Here is a 23,181-nt window from a genome sequence, read left to right as displayed (position 1 = left end):
CGCATGCCGACCGGATCGGCGAAGATTGCAGAGTGGATAAAGCTGCCAGGCCACTGCATCGAAATGATGTTTCACGCGTTATCGTCCTGCAAACAACAGGAGTTTCCCAATGATCGATGTATCGACAATCAAAGAACATGCTGAAATCATCGGCGCGGACGGCGTACATGTCGGGACGGTGGACCATGTGGAAGGCGACCGCATCAAGCTCACCAAGCGGGACAGTGTCGGCGGTGGACATGAAGGCCATCACCACTACATCGCGATCGAGCTCGTCGCTGAAGTCGAAGGTGATCGCGTACGGCTATCTGCCAACGGCGACGTCGCCGTTTCCTTCGAGGAGGAAGCAGACGGCAAGCCCGTCCACTAACGAAAATGGGCGCCCCGCAGGCGCCCATTTTTTTTGGCGTCTAGTGCGTTGAACCGGGGACGCCGGAGCGTTCCGGGAGGAACGCGGTTTCGGTCGGTGGCCCGCTCAGGCGATCGGACTTCGACGCGGCAGTGGCGCTGTCGGTAGGCTGAAGAACATACATGGTGACGACGCCACCAACGATGGCCGACATTACTGCAATCAGAAGATTTCTAGCAATCATGGCAGTTGCTCCTTTGATGAGCGTAAAACTTCTGTAAGAAGAAAACGTTCCTCGCAAAGCATTCAATGCCATGAGCACGCTGACGCGAAGACCTTCCGGTCTTGGCCAAATTATTTTTGAGCGGAAAGCTGTGCGGGCGAAGCGAGGATCTCGTCGCCGTTCATGCCCTTATCCCAATACTTGAACGCTGCAATACTGAGCACCGATCCTATAAGAACTACGAAAATAATACGCATAAATGATCTCCTTCGGCCAACACAACGGCCTCGGCCCAGCGCAGTTCCCAAAATTTAAAGCACAGGGTTATTCTCGTCTGTCAGTCCTCAATGAGATGGTGTGGGTTTTCTTGCTGCGCCAGATCGCGTCGTTTCACAGTGGCGTGACTGATCGCGGCACAATGAGACGTGAACCCTTGTCGGTTCTGTGGCATTCCCCATTTCGGCATTACCTATAGGGTCCAGCGCAAGAGGTTTTTAATGCCCGGTACTAACGCAATTCTGATGTTTCTCGCCTTCGACAGAAACGCCCGTGGCGATGCCATTCCCGCCTTCGAACCGCTTCAGGCCGCCAGCGCGGCGGAGGCGATCGATGCAGCTGACAAGCTTGCCGAAGTCCACGCGGGTGCCGTGGCCTGGCGCCGGGATGTTCAGCCTGCGGTTGGCGAGATGGGCGAACCCATCATCCTGTTCCAGCGCGGCTTGATTGGCGACTTCAACTGAGGCGCGGCTGTTCGGACGCGTTCACCGCCTGCGGGGACCGGGGAAAAAAGCGTTGACGCGCTTCTGCAAGGCCTCGAACTTATGGCCGCGGGATCGCAGCATGTGCTCTTCCAGAGGCGGAATGCCCGACACGTAAACGAGCAGCCAGTACATGAGGGCGGGGGCGAGAAGGGATAGCCAAGTCCAGGGGCTGGCCGTGATGGCAAGCAGCGGCCAGGCGCACCAGCCAAGCCATTCGAAGAAATAGTTGGGGTGCCGCGAATAGGCCCATAGCCCCGTCTCGCAGACCTCCGTCTTTGCCTGAGGGCTGCGCCTGAACCGCGCAAGCTGGTGGTCCGACAAGGCCTCGCCGGTCAGGGCCGTCACCGCGACCAACAGCGCAAGCAGATCGATCAGGTGGGGGAACGGAGACGGATTGGCCGCTGCCAGGTAGACCGCGAGAATCAGAATGAAGGCGGCGGCGGCCTGGATCTGCAGGAACCAGAAGAGGCGCCGCGATGCGGAAGCACCCCAGTCCTCTATGAACCTGGCATAGCGTGGATCCTCGCCGCCGCCCTTGGTCCGCCAGCCGATATGCGTCCCGAGCCGGACCGCCCAGAGGCCAATCACGACGAGAACCGCGATCCGACGTTCCAATACGCCCTCAACAATCAAGGCAGACGCAATGCCCGCCGCACCGACGCTGAACGACCAGATTGTGTCGATCCAGCCGCTCGACCCGGTTCTTCGTTGCACGGCCCAAGCAAAGGACATGCTGATGGAGAGGCCAATCGCCAACCATAGAAGAACTCGGTGATCCATCGTCTTACCCGCGCTGAGTTGCCGTAGTCTTTGGCAGGTTTTACGCCCGACGCACTCAAACGGTTCTCATTGCCGAGAAAAAGAATACGAAAAAAACGCAGATCGGAGAACTGCTTCCCGGAATCAGTCGTAGCAGATGTCGAGGACGGCAAAGGGCCGTAGCGGAAGGCAGGTGACGGCATGGGCTATTACGAACGCAACGCGAGTGAACACCGTCGCCGCATTGCGATTGTGGGCAGCGGCATATCCGGCCTCTCTGCCGCCTGGTTGCTGTCCCAGCGCCACGACGTCACCGTTTTCGAAGCCGCCGATCGTATCGGCGGGCACAGCAATACCGTTGAATTCCAGGCACCTGACGGCCTTGTATCGGTGGATACAGGCTTCATCGTCTATAACGAGGTGACCTATCCGAACGTGACTGCGCTCTTCGATCTTCTGCAGGTTCCCACAGTTGCTTCCGACATGTCGTTTGCGGTGTCGCTCGATGACGGCCGCTTCGAATATGCCGGCGGCGGCGGTCTTTTCGGGCTGTTTGCCCAAAAGGCGAATATCGTCAGCCCGCGCTTCTGGTCGATGATGCGTGACCTCCTGCGCTTCTATCGGTCGGCGCCGGCAGATCTTAGCTCAATGGGCAACATTTCCCTTGGGGAATATCTGACGCGCAACAAGTACAGCGGCGCCTTCTGCAATGATCACCTCTACCCCATGGCTGCCGCCATCTGGTCGACACCTGCCACGGAAGTCGGCTCCTATCCGGCGGCGAGCTTCGTGCGGTTCTGCTGCAATCACGGCCTTCTGGAACTGCGCAACCGGCCGATCTGGCGCACCGTGAAGGGCGGCAGTCGCGAATATGTAAATCGCCTCACAGCAGGCTTTGCCGATCGCATCCGGCTTTCCTCCCCGGTCAAGGCTGTCATTCGCAGCCCGGCAGGTGTCGAGGTGATCGATGGCCAAGGCCTGCGTCATGGTTTCGACGACGTGGTGATCGCCACCCATGCGGATCAGGCGCTGCGGATGCTGCCCGATGCGAGCGATGAAGAGCGGCGCATTCTTGGCGCCTTCCGCTACTCGCGTAACGAGGCGGTACTGCATTCAGATGCCAGCCTGATGCCGAGGCGCAAGGCAGCCTGGTCCAGCTGGAACTATGTGGGCGAGACAGGGCAGGGGCCAAGCCAGCCTTCGATCACCTATTGGATGAACAGGCTCCAGCCGCTGGGGCATGCGCCGCCCACCTTCGTGACGCTCAACCCGCAGCGGGAGCCACGACCCGAGACGGTGATCCGCCGCGAAGTCTACGAACATCCCGTTTTCGATATGGCGACCGAACAAGCACAGCAGGATATCTGGTCTCTGCAGGGTGAGCGCAGGACGTGGTTCTGCGGCGCGCATTTCGGTGCAGGCTTTCATGAGGATGGCATCCAGGCGGGCTTGGCGGTGGCCGAAGATCTGGGCGGGTTGCGGCGTCCATGGGTAGTCGAAGGCGATAGCGCACGTATCATCCGTAGGCCTGTTGCCCATCCCGTCGAACTGGCAGAGATCGCATGAAGGCGCCTTTGAAATCCGCACTGTTCGTCGGCCATGTGACGCATGCACGAGTCAAGCCGAAGGTGCACAAGCTCGGCTACCGGATCTATTCGCTGCTGCTCGACCTGGACGAACTCCAGGAGCTCGACACCAGGCTGCGCTTGTTTTCGATCGACCGTTTCAACCTGTTCTCCTTCCACGCCAAGGACCGCGGCGACCGCACAGGCGTTGACCTGAAGGGACAGGTAGAGCGCGCCATGCGCCAGGCGGGAGTGGAGCCTGACGGTGGGCCGATCCAACTTCTGACCATGCCAAGGCTTTTGGGCTGGGCCTTCAACCCGCTCAGCGTCTTCTTCTGCCATGCGAAGGGTGGAGAGCTGCGGGCCATACTCTGGGAAGTGGACAACACTTTCGGCGAACGCCACAGCTACATGATTCCTGTCGAGGAGCAGGCGCCGGGTGCCGTGATCCGGCAGCAATGCGACAAGCACTTCTACGTCTCGCCCTTCATGGATCTGGACCTCCGCTACCAGTTCGAGGTCTCACCGCCCGGTGACAGGCTCGCCATCCGCATCGACACCCATGACAGGGAAGGCCTGGTGATGACGGCCCGCCATCTAGCGCGCCGGCAGGACCTGAGCGACGTAGCGCTTCTCAAGGCATTCTGCATGATCCCGCTCCTGACGCTTCGGGTGGTCGCGGGGATCTATTGGGAAGCGCTGAAAATTTGGGCGAAAGGGGTTCGCCTGCGCAAACGCCCGCCGCCGCCCCGCGAGGCGATCTCGATCGTCTCGAAACTTGCAGCCAAACAGGAGGTCGAGGCGCATGAGCCAGTCTGATCAATATTCCGGCCTCGGCCTTGTCGCCTCCACACAACCTGCACGAACAAGCTGGACGGCGCGGCTGTTCCGCAAATGGCTGCGGAACGTCCAATACGGCCACTTGAGAATAGTCCTGCCGTCGGGCGAACAGATCGAGCAGGCAGGGGCTTGGCCTGGGCCGGAAGCGACGATTGTCGTGAAGCGCTGGCGGCTTCTGCGCCGTCTCCTTGCTGCAGGCGATATCGGTTTTGCGGAAGGCTATATCGAACAGGACTGGACGACGCCCGATCTGACGTCGCTCCTGAAATTCGCAGCCCGAAATATCGAGGCTCTGTCCGGAGCAGCGCAGGGAAACGCTGTCATCCGGCTCGCCAATCGCCTGCGGCATCACCTGAATGCCAACACCCGGCGCGGCAGCCGCAGAAACATCGAGGCTCACTACGATCTCGGCAATGAATTCTACGCAGCCTGGCTCGATCCGAGCATGCTGTATTCTTCGGCGCTGTATGACGAAGATGCACCGACGCTGGAAGCGGCGCAGCAGAGGAAGCTCGACCGCATAAGGGAAAAGCTCGATCTCTCGTCGGGCACAAGCGTGCTAGAGATCGGCTGTGGCTGGGGAGCGCTGGCGGTCGATCTGGCCGGCAGGGCCGGGGCTAAAGTCACGGGAATCACGCTGTCGCCGTCCCAATTGGCATGGGCGAAAGACCTTGTGCTGCGAAGCGGGCTCAACGAACACGTTTCGCTCGAACTGCGGGATTATCGCGATATCGAGGGCACTTTCGACCGGATCGTGTCGATCGAGATGTTCGAAGCCGTCGGCGAGCGCTATTGGCCAGATTACTTCGCCGCCCTAAAGCGCAGCATGAAGGCGGAAGGCCGGGCCGTTCTGCAAATCATCTCGATCAACAAGCAGCACTTCGACCGCTACCGGTGCAAGGCCGACTTTATCCAAAAATACATCTTCCCCGGCGGCTTTCTTCCGTCTGATGCGGCGTTGAAGGCAAAGGTTGAGCAATCCGGCCTGAGGCTTGTGGAGATCGAGCACTTCGGCAAGTCCTATGCTCTGACCCTGGCTGAATGGAGGGCTCGCTTCAACGCAAACTGGGATCGGGTCGCGGCGCTTGGTTTCGACGAGCGGTTCCACCGCCTCTGGAACTATTACCTTGCCTATTGCGAGGCCGGTTTCGAAGAAGGCCGGATCGATGTCGGCTTCTACACGATCGAGCATGCGTCTGCCGGGCGGGCGAGGGAGGACAAGGCATGAGCCAGATGCTGCAGCGCCAGCCGCCTCTCCATGTTCATGCCATTGCCTACGTTTCGACCGTGGTTATTTTTGCAGGCATGGACTTCGTCTGGCTTACGGCCACGGCAGATTATCTCTATCGCCCTATTCTGGGCGACATGCTGGCGGCACAGCCGCGGATGATCCCCGCTATACTCTTCTATCTTGGATATGCGGCGGGCCTGACCTATCTGGCTGTGCGGCCAGGGCTTCTCACCGGCTCTGTTCGCACCTCCGCCATACAGGGTGCTGCGGTTGGGTTTACCGCCTATGCAACCTATGATCTTACCAACCACGCCACATTGAAAAACTGGTCCGCATATCTGACTGTGACCGATCTCATCTGGGGAACAGTCCTTTCGGCCTTTGCTGCGGCTCTCGCGAGCCTTGTCGCAGGCCGGTTTTTCCCAGCCAATCGTTAGACAAGCGCAGATCGGTCGCAGCAAACGCGTTGCTCGGTCGATTGCTGCGAACAAGGTGCTGGCGTCCGCAGTTCGACGTGCTTATGCTGAAGCTCTGCGTTATAATCATCTGCGGAGATGATTTTTTAGGGCCGGTCGGGTGGCTTTGGCCGGGCTTGGGAACTGCGGAAGGCGGATGCCGGGATGACGTCAAGCGAGCAGAATCAGGGCGGTCGGGCACAGGACGAGATTCTGGCCGGAGAATACGTGCTCGGAGTTTTGCCGCTGGAAGCGCGCCGCCGCGTCGAGCAACGCATGGTGACGGACCGTGCCTTTGCCCGCATCGTAAACCGGTGGCAGGCCGATATCGCAGCTCTGAAGGATGATCATGTCGAAGGCCTTCCGACCCAGGTGAGGCTTCGGCACCGCGAACGTCAGCCGGTGGCGCTGAAGACACCAGTGCCGTTTCAACTGAAAGGGCTTTGGAATTCAGTGTCCGTCTGGCGCTGTCTTGCACTGGGCGCCGTGGCGATCGCGGTGGCAGCGCTTCTGCCCAATATCATATCGGCTCCCGCCCCGCAGAGACAGCCGCCTCGGCTGGCCGAGCTTTCCGCAGCCGGGAGCCAGATCAATCTGTTGGCGTCCTATGAACGCTCCAGCGGACATTTGCGTCTGGCGCCGGTGGCATCGGGCCTGCCCGAAGAGAAGGCCTTGCAACTCTGGCTGGTCGCTACCGACGGACGGCAGCAATCGCTCGGCATGCTCGGGCGCGGCTCAAACGGAGAGATCGACGTTCCAGTTGAGTTGCAGGGCAAATTAAGGTTGGGCGGAACGCTAGCCGTGAGCCTCGAGCCTTTGGGTGGCTCACCAACCGGCGCTCCGACAGGACCGGTCGTTGCCAGCGGCCCGGTGCAAGGTTTTTAACTCCGGGTTGTTTGTACGCATCTTCCCTGAAGAAGCCCTCCAAGTCTCTTAACGCGTGAAATATTTCGAGGCAGATTGTACCGACACTGCAATACACGTCCAGCCAAGCACAAGCTACGTCGCATTAGATGTCCATAGCGATTCACTTGGATAATGGAGTGTGCAATGGGTTCGGTCGTACTGGTTACGTTTGCTGGGCGCCAACAGAGGATGGAAATTCTTACGAGTTACGTAAGAAAGGCTCTTGAGCGGGGACTGATCGACGAGTGGCACATCTGGGATTTCACGCGCGCTCCGGAAGACCATGATTGGGTTTCTAACGAGTTCGGGCCTGTTCGATATATGCACGCGGACGTGCCCTATATGCCAAAGGGCAGCCTCTCCAAATCATCAAGCTTCCGGATGCGGGCAAGCATAGGAAGCGACCTGCATCTCGCTCTGCTCAACCCGGCAGACCCGGATAACTTCTTCGAGTTCATAATAGGCGGCTGGGACAACCAGGGATGTGGTCTTCGTAAACTTTCGCGAGAAGGGCTGAAGACATTCGATCGCGAGTTTGAACCTTATTGGATAAGGCCTACGCCTGGCGTACTTTCGAATGGATCCGCAAACGACATTTTGCTGCAACTCGATCCATCAGGGGTGCCATCCCTTTTCGTGAACGGCGTTTTCATAGGCAGCTGGCCGGAAATTACCATAGCCGAAGAGGCTTCGGTCATGGTGCGTGGAGGCTTCGGAGCAGATCTTGAGATTCTGGACGTCACGGATTCCGTAAGACGCTACATCGGGCAACCTCAAGAAAAGGCGCCCTATTATCGGTCGTACGACTACTACGCCAAACACCAGGCGGAATACGCGGAAACCGTATTCCTCAAATGCGATGACGACATCGTCTACATGGACCTGGATAAACTCAACGCTTTCATAGATTTCCGGATCTTGAACCCGCATTATCTGGTGCTGTCGGCCAATGTGGTGAACAATGTTGCATGCGCCTACTGGCAACAAGTGGCGGGAATGATCCCCAGAGAGCTAGGACAGTTTGAATATCCGCCTGAGTACGGCGGCAGCCTCTGGCAGAGCCCCGAGAAAGCAAATGCGCTGCACGATTTCTTCTTGAGCAAGACGATCAAGGCATTGCCTTTGCCCAAACAGGTCATCGAAATGTCGGGGGCGAGAGTCTCTATCAACTTCATCGCTTGGCTGGGCAAGGACTTGAAGCATATGAGCTTTGGGCGCGCCAGCGATGAGAGAACCCTTACGCTGGATCTTCCTGCGTTCTTGAAGCGGCCAGTCGGAATTTTCTCCGATTTTACAGTCAGCCACCTCAGTTTCGGGCCTCAGGAGCTGGGCCTTCACGTTGAACGCCTGCTGGCAGGATACGAGAAACTCATGCGCCAAACTCTTGGCTTGAAAGAGCCCGAGCGGGTCGCCGATCTGCCGCATTTGGCGGTCGCCTAGAAAGGCTTTCGCAACATGACCGCCTGATACTATGGCAAGAGCGAAGCGACCATCCGACTTTTCCAAACGGAAAAGTCGGATCAAAAGTCGGACGATAAGTCGGAAATCACCGAGAAGCCATGTGTATCAGGCATTTATGGTGAGAGCGTCGGGGTTCGAACCCGAGACCTACTGATTAAAAGTCAGTTGCTCTACCAGCTGAGCTACGCTCTCCCACGGCGCGCCGAGGGCGCGTGAAAGTGCGCGGAACATATGCAGGCGCCCTTTCCGGGTCAACCCGAAAAAACGGTAAAATTCGCCCTATGAGGCGGGTTTTGCCATAAAACCCGCTGCGACGAAAAAGGTGATTGGCATTCGTGCCCGCACCGAATTAGGTGAAGCGGAGCAAAACCAACAGCTTCCATCCGGAGCATCGCGTGTCGATAGCCGAAATTTCCCTTCTGAGCGCTCTGCTGGCCGGCGCGCTGTCCTTTCTGTCGCCTTGCGTCCTGCCGCTCGTGCCGCCCTATCTTTGCTACATGGCGGGGATTTCAGTAGACGAATTTCGCAAGGAAGGCTCTGCACGCCATAATACGGATAAAGGGGTTCGCAAGGCGGTTTTGCTGTCGGCGCTGATGTTCACGCTGGGCTTTGCTACGGTTTTCGTCGCTCTTGGGGCAGGGGCGTCCTCGATCGGCATGCTGCTGCGCCAGCATCTCGATCTCCTGTCGAAGATCGGCGGCCTGATGATCATCATCATGGGGCTGAATTTCCTAGGCGTCTTCCGCATCGGCCTACTGGCGCGCGAAGCCCGTTTTCAGGGCGGAGGCAAGCCTGCCTCTCTGTCAGGCGCCTATATCATGGGTCTCGCCTTTGCTTTCGGCTGGACGCCCTGCATCGGCCCCATCCTCGGCGCCATCCTCGGCGTTGCCGCCTCGCGCGATACGGTGGCCGAAGGGGCAGGGCTTCTTGCAGTCTACTCGCTCGGCCTCGCCGTTCCGTTCTGGATTGCGGCCGGCTTCTCCAGCGCTTTCATGGGCTTTCTGGTGCGCTTTCGGCGCCACCTTGGCCTCGTTGAAAAGCTGATGGGTCTCTTTCTCATTCTGACGGGACTTGCCTTCATCTTCGGCTTCGTCAGCTCGGCGGCAATCTGGTTCCAGCAGACCTTTCCAATTCTGACCCAGATCGGATAGAGCAGGTCATTCTTGGCCTTCAACCGCCGGAGTCGATTTGGCCGATATTATTGCATTGCTGCTGCCGTTTTTCGGGCTGATCCTCATCGGGTATATCGCCGCGCGGGTGACCCGCCAGCCGGCGGAGGCGCTTGGGTGGATGAACACCTTCATCATCTACGCGGCTCTTCCTGCCTTGTTCTTCCGGCTGGTGTCTCGTACGCCGATCGAACAGTTGACGCAGGTGGATTTCATCCTCGGCGAAATTGCCGCGACCTATCTCGTTTTCACGACAATCTTCGTGATCGGCTACCTCATCCGCCGCAATTCGTTTGCCGACTCCACCATCCAGGCATTTGCCGGCGCATACGGCAATATCGGCTATATGGGACCCGGCCTCGCATTGCTGGCTTTCGGTGAGGCAGCCGCCGTCCCGGTTGCGCTGATCGTCTGCTTTGAGAATGCGACCCATTTCGTCGTCGCGCCTGCGATGATGGCGGCCGCCGGCGGCAATCAAAAGCCGCCCGCCGAGGTCATGGGAGAGATAGCGCGCAAGGTCTTGCTCCACCCGTTCATCCTCTCAACTGCGCTCGGCTTCTGCGTTGCCGCCCTCGGTCTGCACCCGCCGGAGCCTTTCCAGCGGCTGGTGGAGTATCTCGCCCAGGCCGCCGCGCCCTGCGCCTTGTTTGCCATGGGGGTTACGCTTGCGCTTCGCCCTGTGCGGCGCATCCCGGCGGAGGTCACTTACATCATGGCGTTCAAGCTCATCCTCCTGCCGCTGACGACCTATACCGTCCTCTCCGTCATCGGCAATTTCGAGCCGGTATGGGTCTATTCGGCGGTCCTGCTGTCGGCTCTGCCGACTGCGACGAACGTCTTCGTGATCAGCCAGCAATATGGTGTCTGGCAGGAGCGCGCATCGGCCAGCATCCTGGTCATCACCATCGCCTCCGTCTTCACCCTGCCGCTGGTGCTATACGCAACCCATGCCGGCCTTTTACCGCCGGATCTCCTGCCTTAGGGCTTGCAGGATGGAGCGAAGTCCACGGCCGGGCTCTATGCCCTCCTGCATCACCAGATTGCGGAGAGGTGGCGCGCTGGCCAGAAGATGCAGGCCTGCTGCCCGCACCATCTGCACCGGCAGAAAATCCGACAGCAGCGACCTGTTGAGAACGTCCACGCCAAATGTCCGTGTCATGATGTCAGGCCGGCGGCGGCGGTTGAACCGGTCGCCTGCGTCGGCGGGAACAGGGCAATCCGGGTTTGCGCGCAGCGATTGAGAAAGCTCGATGATGTCCCGCAGGGAAAGGTTGAGCCCCTGGGCACCGATGGGCGGAAACGCATGGGCGGCTTCCCCGACCAGAGCGAGGCGCCCCCCGCCGAACTTCTCGGCCATCAGGCTGGAAAGCGGCCAGGTCTGCGGCGTGCTGTCGATCGTGACCTTGCCAAGCATTGACTGCATCCGCGCCTCGATGACGGTCGCCAGTTCCTCTCCCGGCAGGACGGAGAGGCGCTGCGCCTCTTCCGGTTTGACAACCCAGACAAGGCTGGAACGAGAGCCGGGCAGGGGGACCTGCGTGAACGGTCCGGTTTCCGTATGGAACTCGGTGGATATATTCCCGTGCGGCACGGTGTGCGAAAAGTTCAGCACCAGCGCCGTCTGGGGGTAAGACCAACGCCGCACGCCGATCCCCGCGGCTTCGCGCGTCGCCGAATTTTTCCCGTCGGCTGCGACCACGAAATCGGCTGTAAGAGATTCACCTCTGGTGAGCGTCAGCGCCACCCGATCCGAACCGAAATCGAACAGATCGACACGCTGGTTGACCTCAGTGATGTTGGCTTCGGCGGAGACAGCGGCGTTCAGCGTGGCATGAAGAGCATGGTTCGGAATATTGTAGCCAAAGGCGTACAGCCCAACATCCATCGCGCGGAACTGCGTGGTCGGAGCGCGCAAAAGCCGTTTCGTACCGTCTATGATCTGCATGGTCGAAAGCGGCGCGGCACTCGGTTCGATCGTGTCCCATAGACCGAGACGCTCCAGGAAACGGATTGACTGATCCATCAGGGCCGTGGTCCGCTGGTCCGCTTCTTCCGCGGCGGGTGCGACAAGCACGACCTTGCGTCCGGCGCGCGCCAGCGCCAGCGCCGCCACCGATCCGGTAAGCCCACCGCCCACGACCGCTACTTCGAAATGCTGCATGATCTTCTCCCGCAGGATATGTGTCGCATTGCTATGTAGAGCCTAATTGGCCTCTAATCCATGGGGCGTTCCGTCACTGCCGACCTCCTGTCTTTCCCCATGCTAATTCAGCTGTGTGCAGGCAGTGCGGTTGCAAAGCGGGCCGATTGGTCCCATACCTCGCAGGCTCACGGAAAGGCGGGTCGACGCGTGATAAGGCGAATCTTCAACTATCGGAAAGTTCCCTACGCGGAAATGCGCGCCTTTTCGGTCCACCTGCTGACCGCATCCGGCTCATTCCTTGCCTTTCTTGGGGTCGTCGCCGCGGCGGAACATCGCTTCGTCGATATGTTCTGGTGGCTTGGGCTTGCCCTGTTGGTGGACGGAATCGATGGCCCGATTGCCCGCAAGGTAAAGGTCAAGGAAGTGCTGCCGAACTGGTCAGGCGATACGCTCGACAATATCATCGACTATGTGACCTATGTGCTTCTGCCGGCCTTCGCCCTTTACCAGAGCGGCATGATAGGCGAACCCTGGTCTTTCGTTGCCGCGGGCGCCATCGTGGTATCCAGCGCCATCTACTATGCCGACACGGGAATGAAGACGGAGGAGTATTTCTTCTCGGGCTTCCCGGTGGTCTGGAACATGGTGATCTTCACGCTCTTCGTGATCGATGCAAGCGCCAATGTCGCGCTGGCCATTGTTCTGATATCCGTCGTCCTGACCTTCCTGCCGATCAATTTCCTTCACCCGGTTCGGGTAAAGCGGCTTCGCCCGCTCAACCTGGCGGTCGGTTTCATCTGGTGCGCATTGGGGGGCTACTCGCTGCTCCTCCACTTCGATACGCCGGATTGGGTCGTCACAGGCGTTGTCGTGAGCGGCCTCTATCTCTACTGCATAGGCGGCGTGCTACAGTTCTTTCCCCGGTTGGGAAAATAGCGGATTCGTGTTGCGCCGTCTCTGTTTAGTATTGTGCACGGCAACAAAAGCAGTATCAATATCAGCGGATTGTCCCCAACGGGACGTGGATATTGTGAAGCATCAGTTGCGGTGCGCCAAAACCTCGTCAGAAGGTTAGCCCGCAGTTCAGAGGGGGCTCTGTGACATTGTCGGAAGACGCTGTGGCCATGCCGCTGTTGTCGGTTCGTGGACTGACCAAGCTTTTCGGCAGCTTTGCCGCCTGTAGCCATATCGATCTCGATATAGCCGGTGGAGAAATCCACGCTCTGCTCGGCGAAAACGGCGCGGGCAAATCCACGCTCGTGAAAATGCTGTTCGGAGTGCTGCAGCCCAGCGCCGGCCAGATCGTTTGGCAGGGAAAAACCGTGACCATCGGCTCGCCGGGCGAGGCACGGAAACTGGGCGTCGGGATGGTGTTCCAACACTTCTCTCTCTTCGAAGCGCTGACCGTCGGCGAGAATATCGCCTTGTCGCTCGACCCTAAGATTTCGCTTGCGCAGATCTCGGATGAGGCGGCGTCTCTCTCCAAGGCTTACGGGCTGCCGCTCGATCCCAAGGCGCATGTTGCAGATCTATCGGTCGGCGAACGCCAGCGCATCGAAATCGTGCGGGCTCTTTTGCAGAACCCCAAGCTGATCATTCTCGACGAACCGACATCGGTACTGACGCCGCAGGAAGCGGATCGTCTGTTCGAGACGCTGTTCAAGCTGCGCGACGAAGGCCGCTCCGTTCTCTATATCTCTCACAGGCTGGAGGAGGTGCGGCGGATCTGCGACCGGGCAACGGTTCTGCGCCATGGCAAGGTCACCGGCGCTTGCGACCCGCGTCAGGAAACGCCTGCGTCGCTGGCGCGCATGATGGTGGGATCGGACATCGCCGAGGTCCACCGGGAGAGCGTGCAGCCCGGCGAGGTTCGTCTCGACGTGGCGGACCTGTCGGTTCCCGCGAGCACGCCTTTTGGCGTCTCGCTCAAGAACATTACGATGAAGGTGCGGGCCGGAGAGATTCTGGCGATCGCAGGCGTCGCCGGAAACGGGCAGGGGGAACTTTTCGACATTTTGTCCGGCGAACACACCGTCCCGGAAAACGACGCTGTTCAGATTCGCGGCAGAGCGGTTGGTGAAATCGGCATCAACGGGCGCAGGCTGATGGGTGCGAGCTTCGTTCCGGAAGAGCGGCATGGTCACGGCGCAGTCACCGGCATGCCGCTGTCCGACAATCTTTTGCTTGCCCGCAACCAGTCCGACAGGAGGGCTTTCCTGGGCGGCGGCCTGTTCTCCATCATCCGGCACGCGTCAGTCCGGTCGGCCACCCAGCGGGTCTGCGCCGAGATGGACGTGCGCAAAAGCGGAGAGGATCCGGCGGCCGGCGCTCTTTCAGGCGGCAACCTCCAGAAGTTCATCGTCGGGCGCGAGCTTGATCGCCAGCCGGCTCTTCTTGTCGTCAACCAGCCCACCTGGGGGGTGGACGCGGGCGCCGCAAGCCGTATCCGCCAGGCGTTGATCGATCTTGCGCGAGCCGGATCGGCCGTTGTGGTCATCAGCCAGGATCTCGATGAGATCTTCGAAGTGGCGACCAATATCGCCGTCATATCGGAAGGCCAGCTTTCCGATCCTTATCCTGCCGGCACTCTGACCATGGAACGCATCGGCCTTCTCATGGGCGGCGTTCACGAACGTCACTCTGGTTCGGAGGTGGCGCATGCACATCGAGCTTGAAAAACGGGCTGCCATGTCGCCCGCCTTCTCCATCCTGTCGCCGCTGCTGGCGCTTGCGCTGACGCTCGTCTTCGGCGCTATCATGTTCGCCATGCTGGGAAAAGACCCGGTTGCGGCTATGAGCGCCATCTTCGTGGAGCCGCTGCTGGAAACCTGGTCCCTGCACGAACTGGCCATCAAGGCGGCACCGCTCATCCTGATGGGGGTGGGGCTAGCTGTATGCTATCGCTCCAACAACTGGAATATCGGTGCGGAGGGGCAGTTCACCATCGGCGCCATCACCGGGTCCTATCTCCCGATCGTCTTCTATGATTGGCATTCGCCGCTGGTGCTGCCGCTCATGCTGCTGCTCGGAGCCCTTGGCGGCGCTCTTTTCGCGGCAATCCCGGCGATGTTGAAGGCGCATTTTAATACCAATGAGATCCTGACGTCGCTCATGCTGGTCTATATTGCCCAGCTTTTTCTGGATTGGCTCATCCGTGGCGCCTGGCGGGACCCGAAGGGATTCAATTTCCCCGTCTCGCGGGACTTTGCGCCGGAGGCGGTACTGCCGGCGATCTGGGAGGAATCGGGGCGGGCTCATTGGGCCTTCATTTTTGCGATCGTCGCTGCCGGGCTTACCTGGTTCATGATGCGCTATACCCTGAAAGGCTTCGAGATTACGGTGCTCGGCCAGTCGGAGCGGGCAGGGCGGTTCGCGGGCTTCTCTTCCAAGAAGATGATCTGGTTCGGTTTTCTCTTTTCCGGCGCGCTCGCGGGTCTCGCCGGGATTTGCGAAGTCTCCGGCTCGATCAACCATCTTCAGCCGGCAATCTCTCCGGGCTACGGGTTCACGGCGATCATCGTCGCCTTTCTCGGACGCCTCAATCCGCTCGGCATCGTCGCCTCCGGCCTGGTGCTCGGCCTTACCTATCTCGGCGGCGAGGCGGCCCAGCTGTCGATCGGGGTTTCTGACAAGGTAACACGCGTCTTCCAGGGCCTGTTGCTGTTCTTCGTGCTCTCCTGCGATACGCTCATCTACTACAAGATCCGCATCACATGGACGCGGATGCGCGGGGGTGTCGCATGAGCATGTTCGAAGCCATCCTGCTCACCGTCATCACCGCATCGACGCCGCTGGTCATCGCTGCGATCGGCGAACTGGTGACGGAGCGCTCTGGCGTGCTGAACCTCGGCGTCGAGGGAATGATGATCATGGGTGCTGTGGCAGCCTTTGCCGGTGCGCAGATGTCCGGCTCGCCTTATATCGGCATCGTCAGCGGAATTGCCGGCGGCGCAATCTTCTCGCTTCTGTTTGCCTTCCTCACCCTGACGCTCGTGGCAAACCAGGTGGCGACAGGCCTTGCACTGACTCTTCTGGGGCTTGGCGCATCCGGCATGATCGGCGAAAGCTATGTCAGCATTCCCGGCATTCGGCTCGGGAATATTCCCATTCCGCTTCTGTCTGACATTCCGGTGATCGGCCCGGTTCTTTTCAGGCAGGATCTGATTTTCTATCTGTCGATTGCCCTCGTGATCGGCGTCAACTGGTTCCTGTTCCGCAGCCGCGCGGGCCTCAAGCTGCGGGCCATCGGCGACAGCCATGGCTCGGCCCATGCTCTTGGCATCAAGGTCATACGCACTCGCTATTTGGCGGTCATGTTCGGCGGAGCTTGCGCTGGCCTGGCCGGCGCCCAGTTGTCGCTGGTCTACACGCCGCAATGGGTGGAAAACATGTCGGCGGGCCGCGGCTGGATCACGCTGGCCCTGGTGGTATTCGCATCCTGGCGCCCCTGGCGGGTGTTTGCTGGCGGCTATCTCTTCGGCGCCGTCACGATCCTGCAGCTGCACGCGCAGGCGCTGGGTCTCGGGATACCATCCCAGTTCCTCTCCATGCTGCCTTATGCGGCGACTATTGTCGTCCTCGTCATCATTTCCCATAATCGGCGCACGACGTTGATGAATACGCCCGCGTCACTGGGAAAAGCTTTCGTACCGGAGCGATGAACACCATGGCCTACCGGATAACTTCAAACCAAACAGGGGTCCCCATGAAGAAGCTTACATTTGCCCTTGCCGCCTCGGCCGCCGCCGTGCTCGGCTTTTCCTCCGCTGCAAGTGCTGCCGACAAGACCAAGGTCTGCTACGTCTATGTCGGCTCGCATACCGATGGCGGCTATTCGCAGGCCCATGATCTCGGTCGCCAGCAGGTCCAGAAGGAATTCGCCGACAAGGTCGAAACCTCCTACCTTGAAAACGTGCCGGAAGGTCCGGATGCTGAACGTGCGATCGAGCGGCTGGCACGCTCCGGCTGCTCGTTGATCTTCTCCACCTCGTTCGGCTTCATGGATGCGACGGTCAAGGTTGCCGCCAAGTTCCCGAAGGTCAAGTTCGAGCATGCGACCGGCTACAAGTCCGGCCCGAACCTCGGCACCTACAATTCCCGCTTCTACGAAGGCCGCTATATTCTCGGCCAGATTGCCGCCAAGACCTCCAAGAATCATGGCGCCGCCTACATCGCCTCCTTCCCGATTCCGGAAGTCGTAATGGGCATCAACTCCTTCGAGCAGGGTGCCCGCTCGATCGACCCGAGCTTCAAGCTCAAGGTCATCTGGGTCAACACCTGGTTCGACCCGGGCAAGGAAGCCGACGCCGCCAAGGCCATGGTCGATCAGGGTGTCGATGTCATCACCCAGCACACCGACACGACCGCTCCCATGCAGGTTGCCGAGCAGCGCAACATCCATGCCTTCGGCCAGGCATCCGACATGATCGCCGCTGGTCCGCATGCACAGCTGACGGCGATCGTCGATACCTGGGGCAACTATTACGTTAAACGCGTCAAGGCTCTGCTGGACGGCAGCTGGAAGGCCGAGCAGACCTGGGACGGCCTGAAGGAAGGCGTGCTGACCATGGCGCCCTACACCAACATGCCTGACGACGTGAAGAAGATGGCCGAGGAAACCGAAGCCAAGATCAAGTCCGGCGAACTGCATCCCTTCACCGGCCCGATCAACAAGCAGGACGGTACGCCCTGGCTTAAGGCGGGCGAAAAGGCTGAAGACGGAGCGCTGCTCGGCATGAACTTCTACATCGAAGGCGTGGACGACAAGCTTCCGAAATAAGGCGACGATCGCCTGTGATCTGAGGGCGTCCTTTTGGGGCGCCCTTTTTGTTTCCGCTGCACACAAGCCGTTTGTCGCGCCTTCCGTGGCTTGCTGCTATGAAGCGCGCATATTCCCGAAGGAGATTCTGCATGAGCCGTTCCTGCCTAGCCGTTATTCTCGCCGCCGGCGACAGCACGCGGATGAAGTCGTCCATGTCGAAAGTGCTGCATCCGATCGCGGGACGGCCGATGATCGCGCATGTGATGGAAGCGGTCGCGGGGGCAGAGGTCGGATCGGCGGCGCTGGTTGTGGGACGTGATGCGGAAGCGGTGGCCAAGGCCGGCGCCGTTGGCGGCGTAGACGTTGAGACCTTCCTGCAGACCGAGCGCCTGGGGACGGGCCACGCGGTGCTAGCGGCACGTGAAGCCATCCAGCGCGGCTATGACGATATTCTGATCGGCTACGGCGATGTTCCGCTGATTGCGTCGGCGACTTTGATCGCTGCACGCGAGAAGCTCAAGGAAGGCGCAGATATCGTGGTCATCGGATTTCACACAAATGATCCGACGGGCTACGGACGTCTGCTTGTGGCAGGTGGGGAACTTGTCGCCATCCGCGAAGAAAAGGATGCGTCGGACGAAGAACGCAGAGTTGGCTGGTGCAATAGCGGGTTGATGGCGATCGACGGACGAAAAGCACTGGCGCTGCTGGACAAGATCGGTAACGGCAACGCAAGGGGCGAATATTACCTGACGGACATCGTGGAGATCGCGCGAGCAGACGGCGGCAAGGTGGCCGTGGTGGACGCGCCGGAGCGCGAGGTGGCGGGCTGTAATAATCGGGCGGAGCTTGCAGCGCTCGAAAAGTCCTGGCAGGAACGGCGCCGCCATGAGCTGATGATCTCCGGCGTGAGCATGGTGGCGCCAGAGACTGTATTTCTATCATACGACACGGAAATCGGCCAGGACGCGCTGATCGAACCAAACGTCGTATTCGGACCGGGAGTGCGTGTCGATGGCGGTGCGATCATCCACGCCTTTTCTCATATCGAAGGTGCCCATATCAGCGCCGGAGCCATGGTTGGGCCGTTTGCGCGGCTGAGGCCGGGCGCAGATCTCGGCGTGGGCTCGAAAGTCGGCAATTTCTGTGAGGTTAAGAACGGCAGGATCGGCGAGGGCGCCAAGGTCAACCACTTGACCTATATCGGCGATGCGGTGGTCGGTGCCCGCTCCAATATCGGCGCTGGCGCCATCACCTGCAATTACGATGGCGTCAACAAGCACGATACGAACATCGGCGAGGACGCCTTTATCGGCTCGAACTCCTCGCTTGTGGCACCGGTCTCCGTGGGCAGAGGCGCCTATATCGCCTCGGGCAGTGTGATAACCGAGGATGTCCCGGCCGATGCCCTGGCCCTTGGGCGGGCGCGGCAGGTGGTCAAGCCGGAGCGGGCCAGGCTGATCCGCGAGAGAGCTCTGGCAATGAAAGCATCCCGTAAGGCGCAGAAATAGCTTGGCTTACCGCTTTCAGCTTAACTTTCAGATATCCAAAATGACCGCTGACCGATTGCGGATTGACAGCAATCGGCTAGGAATGCGGCATGTTCGAACGGGCAGGGGGTCCTTATGTGTGGCATCGTCGGGATTGTTGGTCGGCAGCCGGTAGCGGCGCGATTAGTGGATGCGCTCCGCCGTCTAGAATATCGCGGCTACGACAGTGCTGGCGTGGCCACTATTCATGATGGCGTGATGGAACGCCGCCGGGCCGAAGGCAAGCTCTTCAACCTGGAGAAGAAGCTGGATGCCGATCCGCTTCCGGGAACTGTGGGCATCGCCCATACACGTTGGGCAACTCACGGCGTGCCGAACGAGACCAATGCCCATCCGCATTTCGTGGATGGCGTGGCCTTGGTCCACAACGGCATTATCGAGAACTTCTCGGAACTGAAGGACGAACTTCTGTCCGAGGGGGCCGTTTTTGAGAGCCAGACGGATACGGAAGTCGTGGCGCATCTGCTGGCGAAATATCGCCGCCAGGGGCTTGATCAACGCGCGGCCATGCTGGCCATGCTCAACCGTGTATCGGGCGCTTTCGCACTCGTGGTCCTGTTCCGGGACGCTCCGGGCATGATCCTGGCGGCTCGCTCCGGTCCTCCCCTGGCGATCGGCCACGGAAGCGGCGAAATGTCCCTCGGCTCTGACGCGATCGCTTTGTCTCCGTTCACCAGCGAGATCACCTACCTTGTCGATGGCGACTGTGCCATCCTCACCCACGACAGCCTCGAGGTGATAGATTTCGAAGGAAAGCCGGTCACGCGCCGCAGCCAGATCTCTCAGGCATCTGCCTTCATGGTGGACAAGGGCAACCACCGGCACTTCATGGAAAAGGAGATCTATGAACAGCCGGAAATCATCTCTCACGCGCTGAGCCACTATGTGAATTTTGCGGCTCACACGATCAAAACGAACGGCACGGCGATCGATTTCGGCGCCGTATCTGGTCTTGCCATCTCGGCCTGCGGTACGGCCTATCTCTCCGGCCTGATCGGCAAATACTGGTTCGAACGCTATGCGCGCCTGCCGGTCGAAATCGATGTTGCCTCCGAGTTCCGCTACCGCGAACTGCCTTTGTCGCCAAGCCAAGCGGCTCTCTTCATTTCCCAATCCGGCGAGACGGCCGATACGCTGGCCTCGCTACGCTATTGCAAGGACAATGGACTGAAGATCGGCGCTGTCGTCAATGTCCAGGAATCCACCATCGCCCGCGAAGCGGATGCCATCTTCCCGATCCTTGCCGGCCCCGAAATCGGTGTGGCATCCACCAAGGCATTCACCTGCCAACTCGCTGTCCTCGCAGCCTTGGCGATCGGCGCCGGACGGGCCCGCGGCACGATCTCAGCCGGTGACGAACGCGCCTTGGTCAAGCATCTTATTGAGATGCCGCGCATCATGAGCCGCGTTCTGAATGAGATACAGCCGCAGATCGAGGCGCTTTCGCGCGACCTGTCGCGCTTCAAGGATGTGCTTTATCTCGGTCGCGGGACGAGTTTCCCGTTGGCCCTCGAAGGCGCGCTCAAGCTCAAGGAGATCTCTTATATCCATGCGGAGGGCTACGCGGCCGGAGAGTTGAAACACGGACCGATCGCCTTGATCGACGAAAACATGCCGGTGATCGTCATCGCCCCGCATGACCGGTTCTTCGAAAAGACGGTCTCCAATATGCAGGAAGTGGCGGCCCGCGGCGGCAAGATTATCTTCATCACCGACGAGAAGGGTGCTGCGGCGTCGAAGCTGCCGACCATGGCGACCATTGCATTACCCAATGTGGACGAGATCATCGCGCCGATGATCTTCGCCCTGCCCATCCAACTGCTGGCCTACCACGCCGCCGTCTTCATGGGCACAGATGTCGATCAACCCCGCAATCTCGCCAAGTCCGTCACTGTGGAGTGAAGTGACAGCTGCAAGGCATAGAGCCTGCAGAGGCCTAGGATGATCCTTCCCTCCGACAAACATACGCTAAGCCTTCGCCGCCAACCGTACCGCGCAGTACCGTTTTTGCCTTGCGTGGTAGTGACACCCTGGAGCCGTTGGAGTAGAAAAGCCTAAAAAGGTAGGATGTTGGCGCAGCCGGACGACAGGCGCGCGCCGCCCAAGGATCGAGGACGACACCATGCCGACTTACCGCTCTAGAACCACGACACATGGCCGCAACATGGCAGGCGCCCGCGGCCTTTGGCGCGCGACGGGCATGAAAGACGGCGACTTCGGCAAACCGATCATCGCGGTCGTGAACTCGTTCACCCAGTTCGTGCCAGGCCATGTGCATCTGAAAGATCTCGGCCAGCTGGTTGCGCGGGAGATCGAAGCTGCTGGCGGAGTCGCCAAGGAGTTCAACACGATTGCGGTCGATGACGGTATCGCCATGGGTCATGACGGCATGCTGTACTCGCTGCCTTCGCGCGAGATTATTGCGGATTCTGTCGAGTACATGGTCAACGCCCACTGCGCCGATGCCATGGTCTGCATTTCCAACTGCGACAAGATCACGCCCGGCATGCTGAATGCCGCCATGCGCCTGAACATTCCGGCCGTTTTCGTGTCCGGGGGCCCGATGGAGGCCGGCAAGGTCGTCATGCACGGCAAGAAGGTGGCGCTGGATCTGGTCGATGCCATGGTCGCTGCTGCCGACGACAAGATCTCCGACGAGGACGTCGCGGTCATCGAGCGCGCTGCATGCCCGACCTGCGGCTCCTGTTCGGGCATGTTCACAGCCAATTCGATGAACTGTTTGACGGAAGCGCTGGGTCTGTCGCTGCCGGGCAATGGCTCGACACTTGCCACGCATTCCGATCGCAAGCGCCTCTTCGTCGAGGCCGGCCATCTGATTGTTGATCTCGCCCGCCGTCATTACGAGCAGGACGACGAAACCGTGCTGCCGCGATCGATTGCCACCAAACAGGCCTTCGAAAATGCCATGTCACTGGATATCGCCATGGGCGGCTCGACAAACACGGTTCTGCATATCCTGGCTGCCGCCTATGAGGGTGGGATCGATTTCGGCATGGAAGACATCGACCATTTGTCGCGCAAGGTCCCGTGCCTTTCCAAAGTCGCGCCCGCCAAGAGCGATGTCCACATGGAAGACGTTCACCGGGCCGGCGGCATCATGCGCATTCTCGGCGAACTCGACCGCGGCGGCCTGATCAACCGCGACTGCTACACGGTGCACGAGGCAACGCTCGGCGATGCGATCGACCGCTGGGACATCACCCGCACCAATTCGGAGACGGTTCGCGAGTTCTTCAAGGCAGCGCCTGGCGGCGTTCCGACCCAGGTTGCCTTCAGCCAGTCTTCGCGCTGGGATGAACTGGATACCGACAGCGAGACGGGTATCATCCGCTCGGTGGAGCATCCTTTTTCGAAGGACGGTGGCCTAGCTGTTCTTTACGGCAATATCGCTCTCGACGGCTGCATCGTGAAGACTGCCGGCGTTGACGAGTCGATCCTGAAATTTGCTGGCCCGGCGGTCGTGTTCGAAAGCCAGGACGCTGCGGTAAAGGCCGTCCTTAGCAATGAAGTCAAGGCGGGCGATGTCGTCGTCATCCGCTACGAAGGCCCGAAGGGCGGCCCTGGCATGCAGGAAATGCTGTACCCGACCAGCTATCTGAAGTCGAAGGGCTTGGGCAAAGCCTGCGCGCTCATTACCGATGGCCGCTTTTCAGGCGGAACATCCGGGCTTTCCATCGGACACGCTTCGCCAGAGGCGGCCCAGGGTGGGGCAATTGGCCTCGTGCGCCAGGGAGACCTGATCGAGATCGATATCCCCAACCGGACGATCAACCTGAAGGTTCCTGATTCCGAGTTGGCGGCGCGCCGCCATGAGCAGGATGCCCTTGGCTGGAAGCCGGCCGCACCGCGCAAGCGCAATGTGACGACCGCACTCAAGGCCTATGCGGCATTTGCCTCCTCGGCCGACAAGGGCGCCGTTCGGATCCTGCCGGAGTAATAAACGAGCATACGCAATCGGCATGTTTCAATGGCATGCCGAGCTTGCTA

General features: G+C 59.9%; 22 protein-coding genes, 1 tRNA gene and 1 pseudogene. 19 read left to right on the top strand and 5 right to left on the bottom strand.

Annotated elements, in window-relative coordinates:
• Window positions 1–109 precede the first annotated feature (109 nt).
• The gene (locus EPK99_RS17210; protein ID WP_128444327.1) at window positions 110–370 is read left to right on the top strand and encodes a DUF2171 domain-containing protein; all 261 of its coding nucleotides are present in this window, start codon (window positions 110–112) and stop codon (window positions 368–370) included.
• A 40-nt stretch (window positions 371–410) separates the two neighbouring features.
• On the opposite strand, the gene EPK99_RS17205 is transcribed toward EPK99_RS17210, so the two are convergent.
• The gene (locus EPK99_RS17205; RefSeq protein WP_128444326.1) at window positions 411–593 is read right to left on the bottom strand and encodes a hypothetical protein; all 183 of its coding nucleotides are present in this window, start codon (window positions 591–593) and stop codon (window positions 411–413) included.
• 110 nt (window positions 594–703) lie between these two features.
• The gene (locus EPK99_RS25930; protein ID WP_281033478.1) at window positions 704–829 is read right to left on the bottom strand and encodes a hypothetical protein; all 126 of its coding nucleotides are present in this window, start codon (window positions 827–829) and stop codon (window positions 704–706) included.
• A gap of 240 nt (window positions 830–1,069) precedes the next feature.
• Between EPK99_RS25930 and EPK99_RS17200 the strand changes: the two genes are divergently transcribed.
• A complete protein-coding gene (locus EPK99_RS17200) occupies window positions 1,070–1,312 on the top strand; it encodes a hypothetical protein (protein WP_128444325.1) in 243 nt (80 codons plus the stop codon).
• Window positions 1,313–1,333: 21 nt separating this feature from the next.
• Here the strand turns inward: EPK99_RS17200 and EPK99_RS17195 are convergent, their stop codons facing one another.
• Window positions 1,334–2,113: a DUF1295 domain-containing protein gene (locus tag EPK99_RS17195; protein WP_128444324.1), complete on the bottom strand. Its 780-nt coding sequence runs from the start codon at window positions 2,111–2,113 to the stop codon at window positions 1,334–1,336.
• Window positions 2,114–2,293: 180 nt separating this feature from the next.
• Between EPK99_RS17195 and EPK99_RS17190 the strand changes: the two genes are divergently transcribed.
• The 7 genes and pseudogenes from EPK99_RS17190 (at window position 2,294) to EPK99_RS17165 (ending at window position 8,529) form a co-directional block, all read left to right on the top strand.
• Entirely contained in the window at window positions 2,294–3,658 is a 1,365-nt protein-coding gene (locus tag EPK99_RS17190; RefSeq protein WP_128444323.1) for an NAD(P)/FAD-dependent oxidoreductase, read from the top strand.
• Window positions 3,655–4,476, top strand: coding sequence for a DUF1365 domain-containing protein (locus EPK99_RS17185; RefSeq protein WP_128444322.1), 822 nt, complete (start codon window positions 3,655–3,657; stop codon window positions 4,474–4,476). Before EPK99_RS17190 ends, EPK99_RS17185 begins: the two co-directional genes overlap by 4 nt.
• Window positions 4,463–5,725 carry an SAM-dependent methyltransferase gene (locus EPK99_RS17180; protein ID WP_128444321.1) on the top strand — a complete coding sequence of 421 codons (1,263 nt, stop codon included), beginning with the start codon at window positions 4,463–4,465 and terminating at the stop codon, window positions 5,723–5,725. Before EPK99_RS17185 ends, EPK99_RS17180 begins: the two co-directional genes overlap by 14 nt.
• Window positions 5,688–5,786: pseudogene (locus EPK99_RS26095) on the top strand (hypothetical protein); the annotation flags it as partial. The gene EPK99_RS17180 and the pseudogene EPK99_RS26095, both read left to right, overlap by 38 nt.
• Window positions 5,767–6,165 (top strand): DUF2177 family protein, encoded by a 399-nt coding sequence (locus tag EPK99_RS17175; protein ID WP_425374221.1) that lies wholly within the window; start codon window positions 5,767–5,769, stop codon window positions 6,163–6,165. The pseudogene EPK99_RS26095 and the gene EPK99_RS17175, both read left to right, overlap by 20 nt.
• A gap of 183 nt (window positions 6,166–6,348) precedes the next feature.
• A complete protein-coding gene (locus EPK99_RS17170; RefSeq protein ID WP_128444320.1) occupies window positions 6,349–7,068 on the top strand; it encodes an anti-sigma factor in 720 nt (239 codons plus the stop codon).
• A gap of 165 nt (window positions 7,069–7,233) precedes the next feature.
• Complete coding sequence (locus tag EPK99_RS17165; RefSeq protein WP_128444319.1) at window positions 7,234–8,529, top strand: hypothetical protein; 1,296 nt, start codon at window positions 7,234–7,236, stop codon at window positions 8,527–8,529.
• A 137-nt stretch (window positions 8,530–8,666) separates the two neighbouring features.
• On the opposite strand, the gene EPK99_RS17160 is transcribed toward EPK99_RS17165, so the two are convergent.
• Window positions 8,667–8,742 (bottom strand) — tRNA-Lys (locus EPK99_RS17160).
• A 203-nt stretch (window positions 8,743–8,945) separates the two neighbouring features.
• Here EPK99_RS17160 and EPK99_RS17155 point away from each other — a divergent pair.
• Entirely contained in the window at window positions 8,946–9,701 is a 756-nt protein-coding gene (locus EPK99_RS17155) for a cytochrome c biogenesis CcdA family protein (protein WP_128444318.1), read from the top strand.
• A gap of 37 nt (window positions 9,702–9,738) precedes the next feature.
• Complete coding sequence (locus EPK99_RS17150; protein WP_128444317.1) at window positions 9,739–10,701, top strand: AEC family transporter; 963 nt, start codon at window positions 9,739–9,741, stop codon at window positions 10,699–10,701.
• Here the strand turns inward: EPK99_RS17150 and EPK99_RS17145 are convergent.
• Complete coding sequence (locus EPK99_RS17145) at window positions 10,678–11,880, bottom strand: UbiH/UbiF family hydroxylase (protein WP_128444316.1); 1,203 nt, start codon at window positions 11,878–11,880, stop codon at window positions 10,678–10,680. The genes EPK99_RS17150 and EPK99_RS17145 overlap by 24 nt on opposite strands.
• 189 nt (window positions 11,881–12,069) lie before the next feature.
• Between EPK99_RS17145 and pcsA the strand changes: the two genes are divergently transcribed.
• From pcsA to ilvD, 8 genes are all read left to right on the top strand, one after another.
• Window positions 12,070–12,798 carry a phosphatidylcholine synthase gene (gene pcsA / locus EPK99_RS17140; RefSeq protein WP_342633745.1) on the top strand — a complete coding sequence of 243 codons (729 nt, stop codon included), beginning with the start codon at window positions 12,070–12,072 and terminating at the stop codon, window positions 12,796–12,798.
• A 188-nt stretch (window positions 12,799–12,986) separates the two neighbouring features.
• Window positions 12,987–14,537, top strand: a complete 1,551-nt coding sequence (locus EPK99_RS17135; protein WP_128444993.1) for an ABC transporter ATP-binding protein — start codon at window positions 12,987–12,989, stop codon at window positions 14,535–14,537.
• A complete protein-coding gene (locus EPK99_RS17130; protein ID WP_128444315.1) occupies window positions 14,521–15,606 on the top strand; it encodes an ABC transporter permease in 1,086 nt (361 codons plus the stop codon). Before EPK99_RS17135 ends, EPK99_RS17130 begins: the two co-directional genes overlap by 17 nt.
• On the top strand, window positions 15,603–16,523 hold the full coding sequence (locus tag EPK99_RS17125; RefSeq protein WP_128444314.1) for an ABC transporter permease: 921 nt from the start codon (window positions 15,603–15,605) through the stop codon (window positions 16,521–16,523). The genes EPK99_RS17130 and EPK99_RS17125 overlap by 4 nt, the downstream gene beginning before the upstream one ends.
• 44 nt (window positions 16,524–16,567) lie before the next feature.
• Window positions 16,568–17,641, top strand: coding sequence for a BMP family ABC transporter substrate-binding protein (locus EPK99_RS17120; protein ID WP_128444313.1), 1,074 nt, complete (start codon window positions 16,568–16,570; stop codon window positions 17,639–17,641).
• Window positions 17,642–17,772: 131 nt separating this feature from the next.
• Window positions 17,773–19,134 (top strand): bifunctional UDP-N-acetylglucosamine diphosphorylase/glucosamine-1-phosphate N-acetyltransferase GlmU, encoded by a 1,362-nt coding sequence (gene glmU / locus EPK99_RS17115; RefSeq protein ID WP_128444312.1) that lies wholly within the window; start codon window positions 17,773–17,775, stop codon window positions 19,132–19,134.
• 114 nt (window positions 19,135–19,248) lie between these two features.
• On the top strand, window positions 19,249–21,075 hold the full coding sequence (gene glmS / locus EPK99_RS17110) for a glutamine--fructose-6-phosphate transaminase (isomerizing) (RefSeq protein WP_128444311.1): 1,827 nt from the start codon (window positions 19,249–19,251) through the stop codon (window positions 21,073–21,075).
• A gap of 220 nt (window positions 21,076–21,295) precedes the next feature.
• Window positions 21,296–23,131, top strand: a complete 1,836-nt coding sequence (ilvD, locus tag EPK99_RS17105; protein WP_128444310.1) for a dihydroxy-acid dehydratase — start codon at window positions 21,296–21,298, stop codon at window positions 23,129–23,131.
• Window positions 23,132–23,181: the final 50 nt, after the last annotated feature.

The organism is Neorhizobium lilium (genome assembly GCF_004053875.1).
Classification (GTDB): domain Bacteria; phylum Pseudomonadota; class Alphaproteobacteria; order Rhizobiales; family Rhizobiaceae; genus Neorhizobium; species Neorhizobium lilii.
This window is presented reverse-complemented; position numbering and strand designations above follow the sequence as displayed.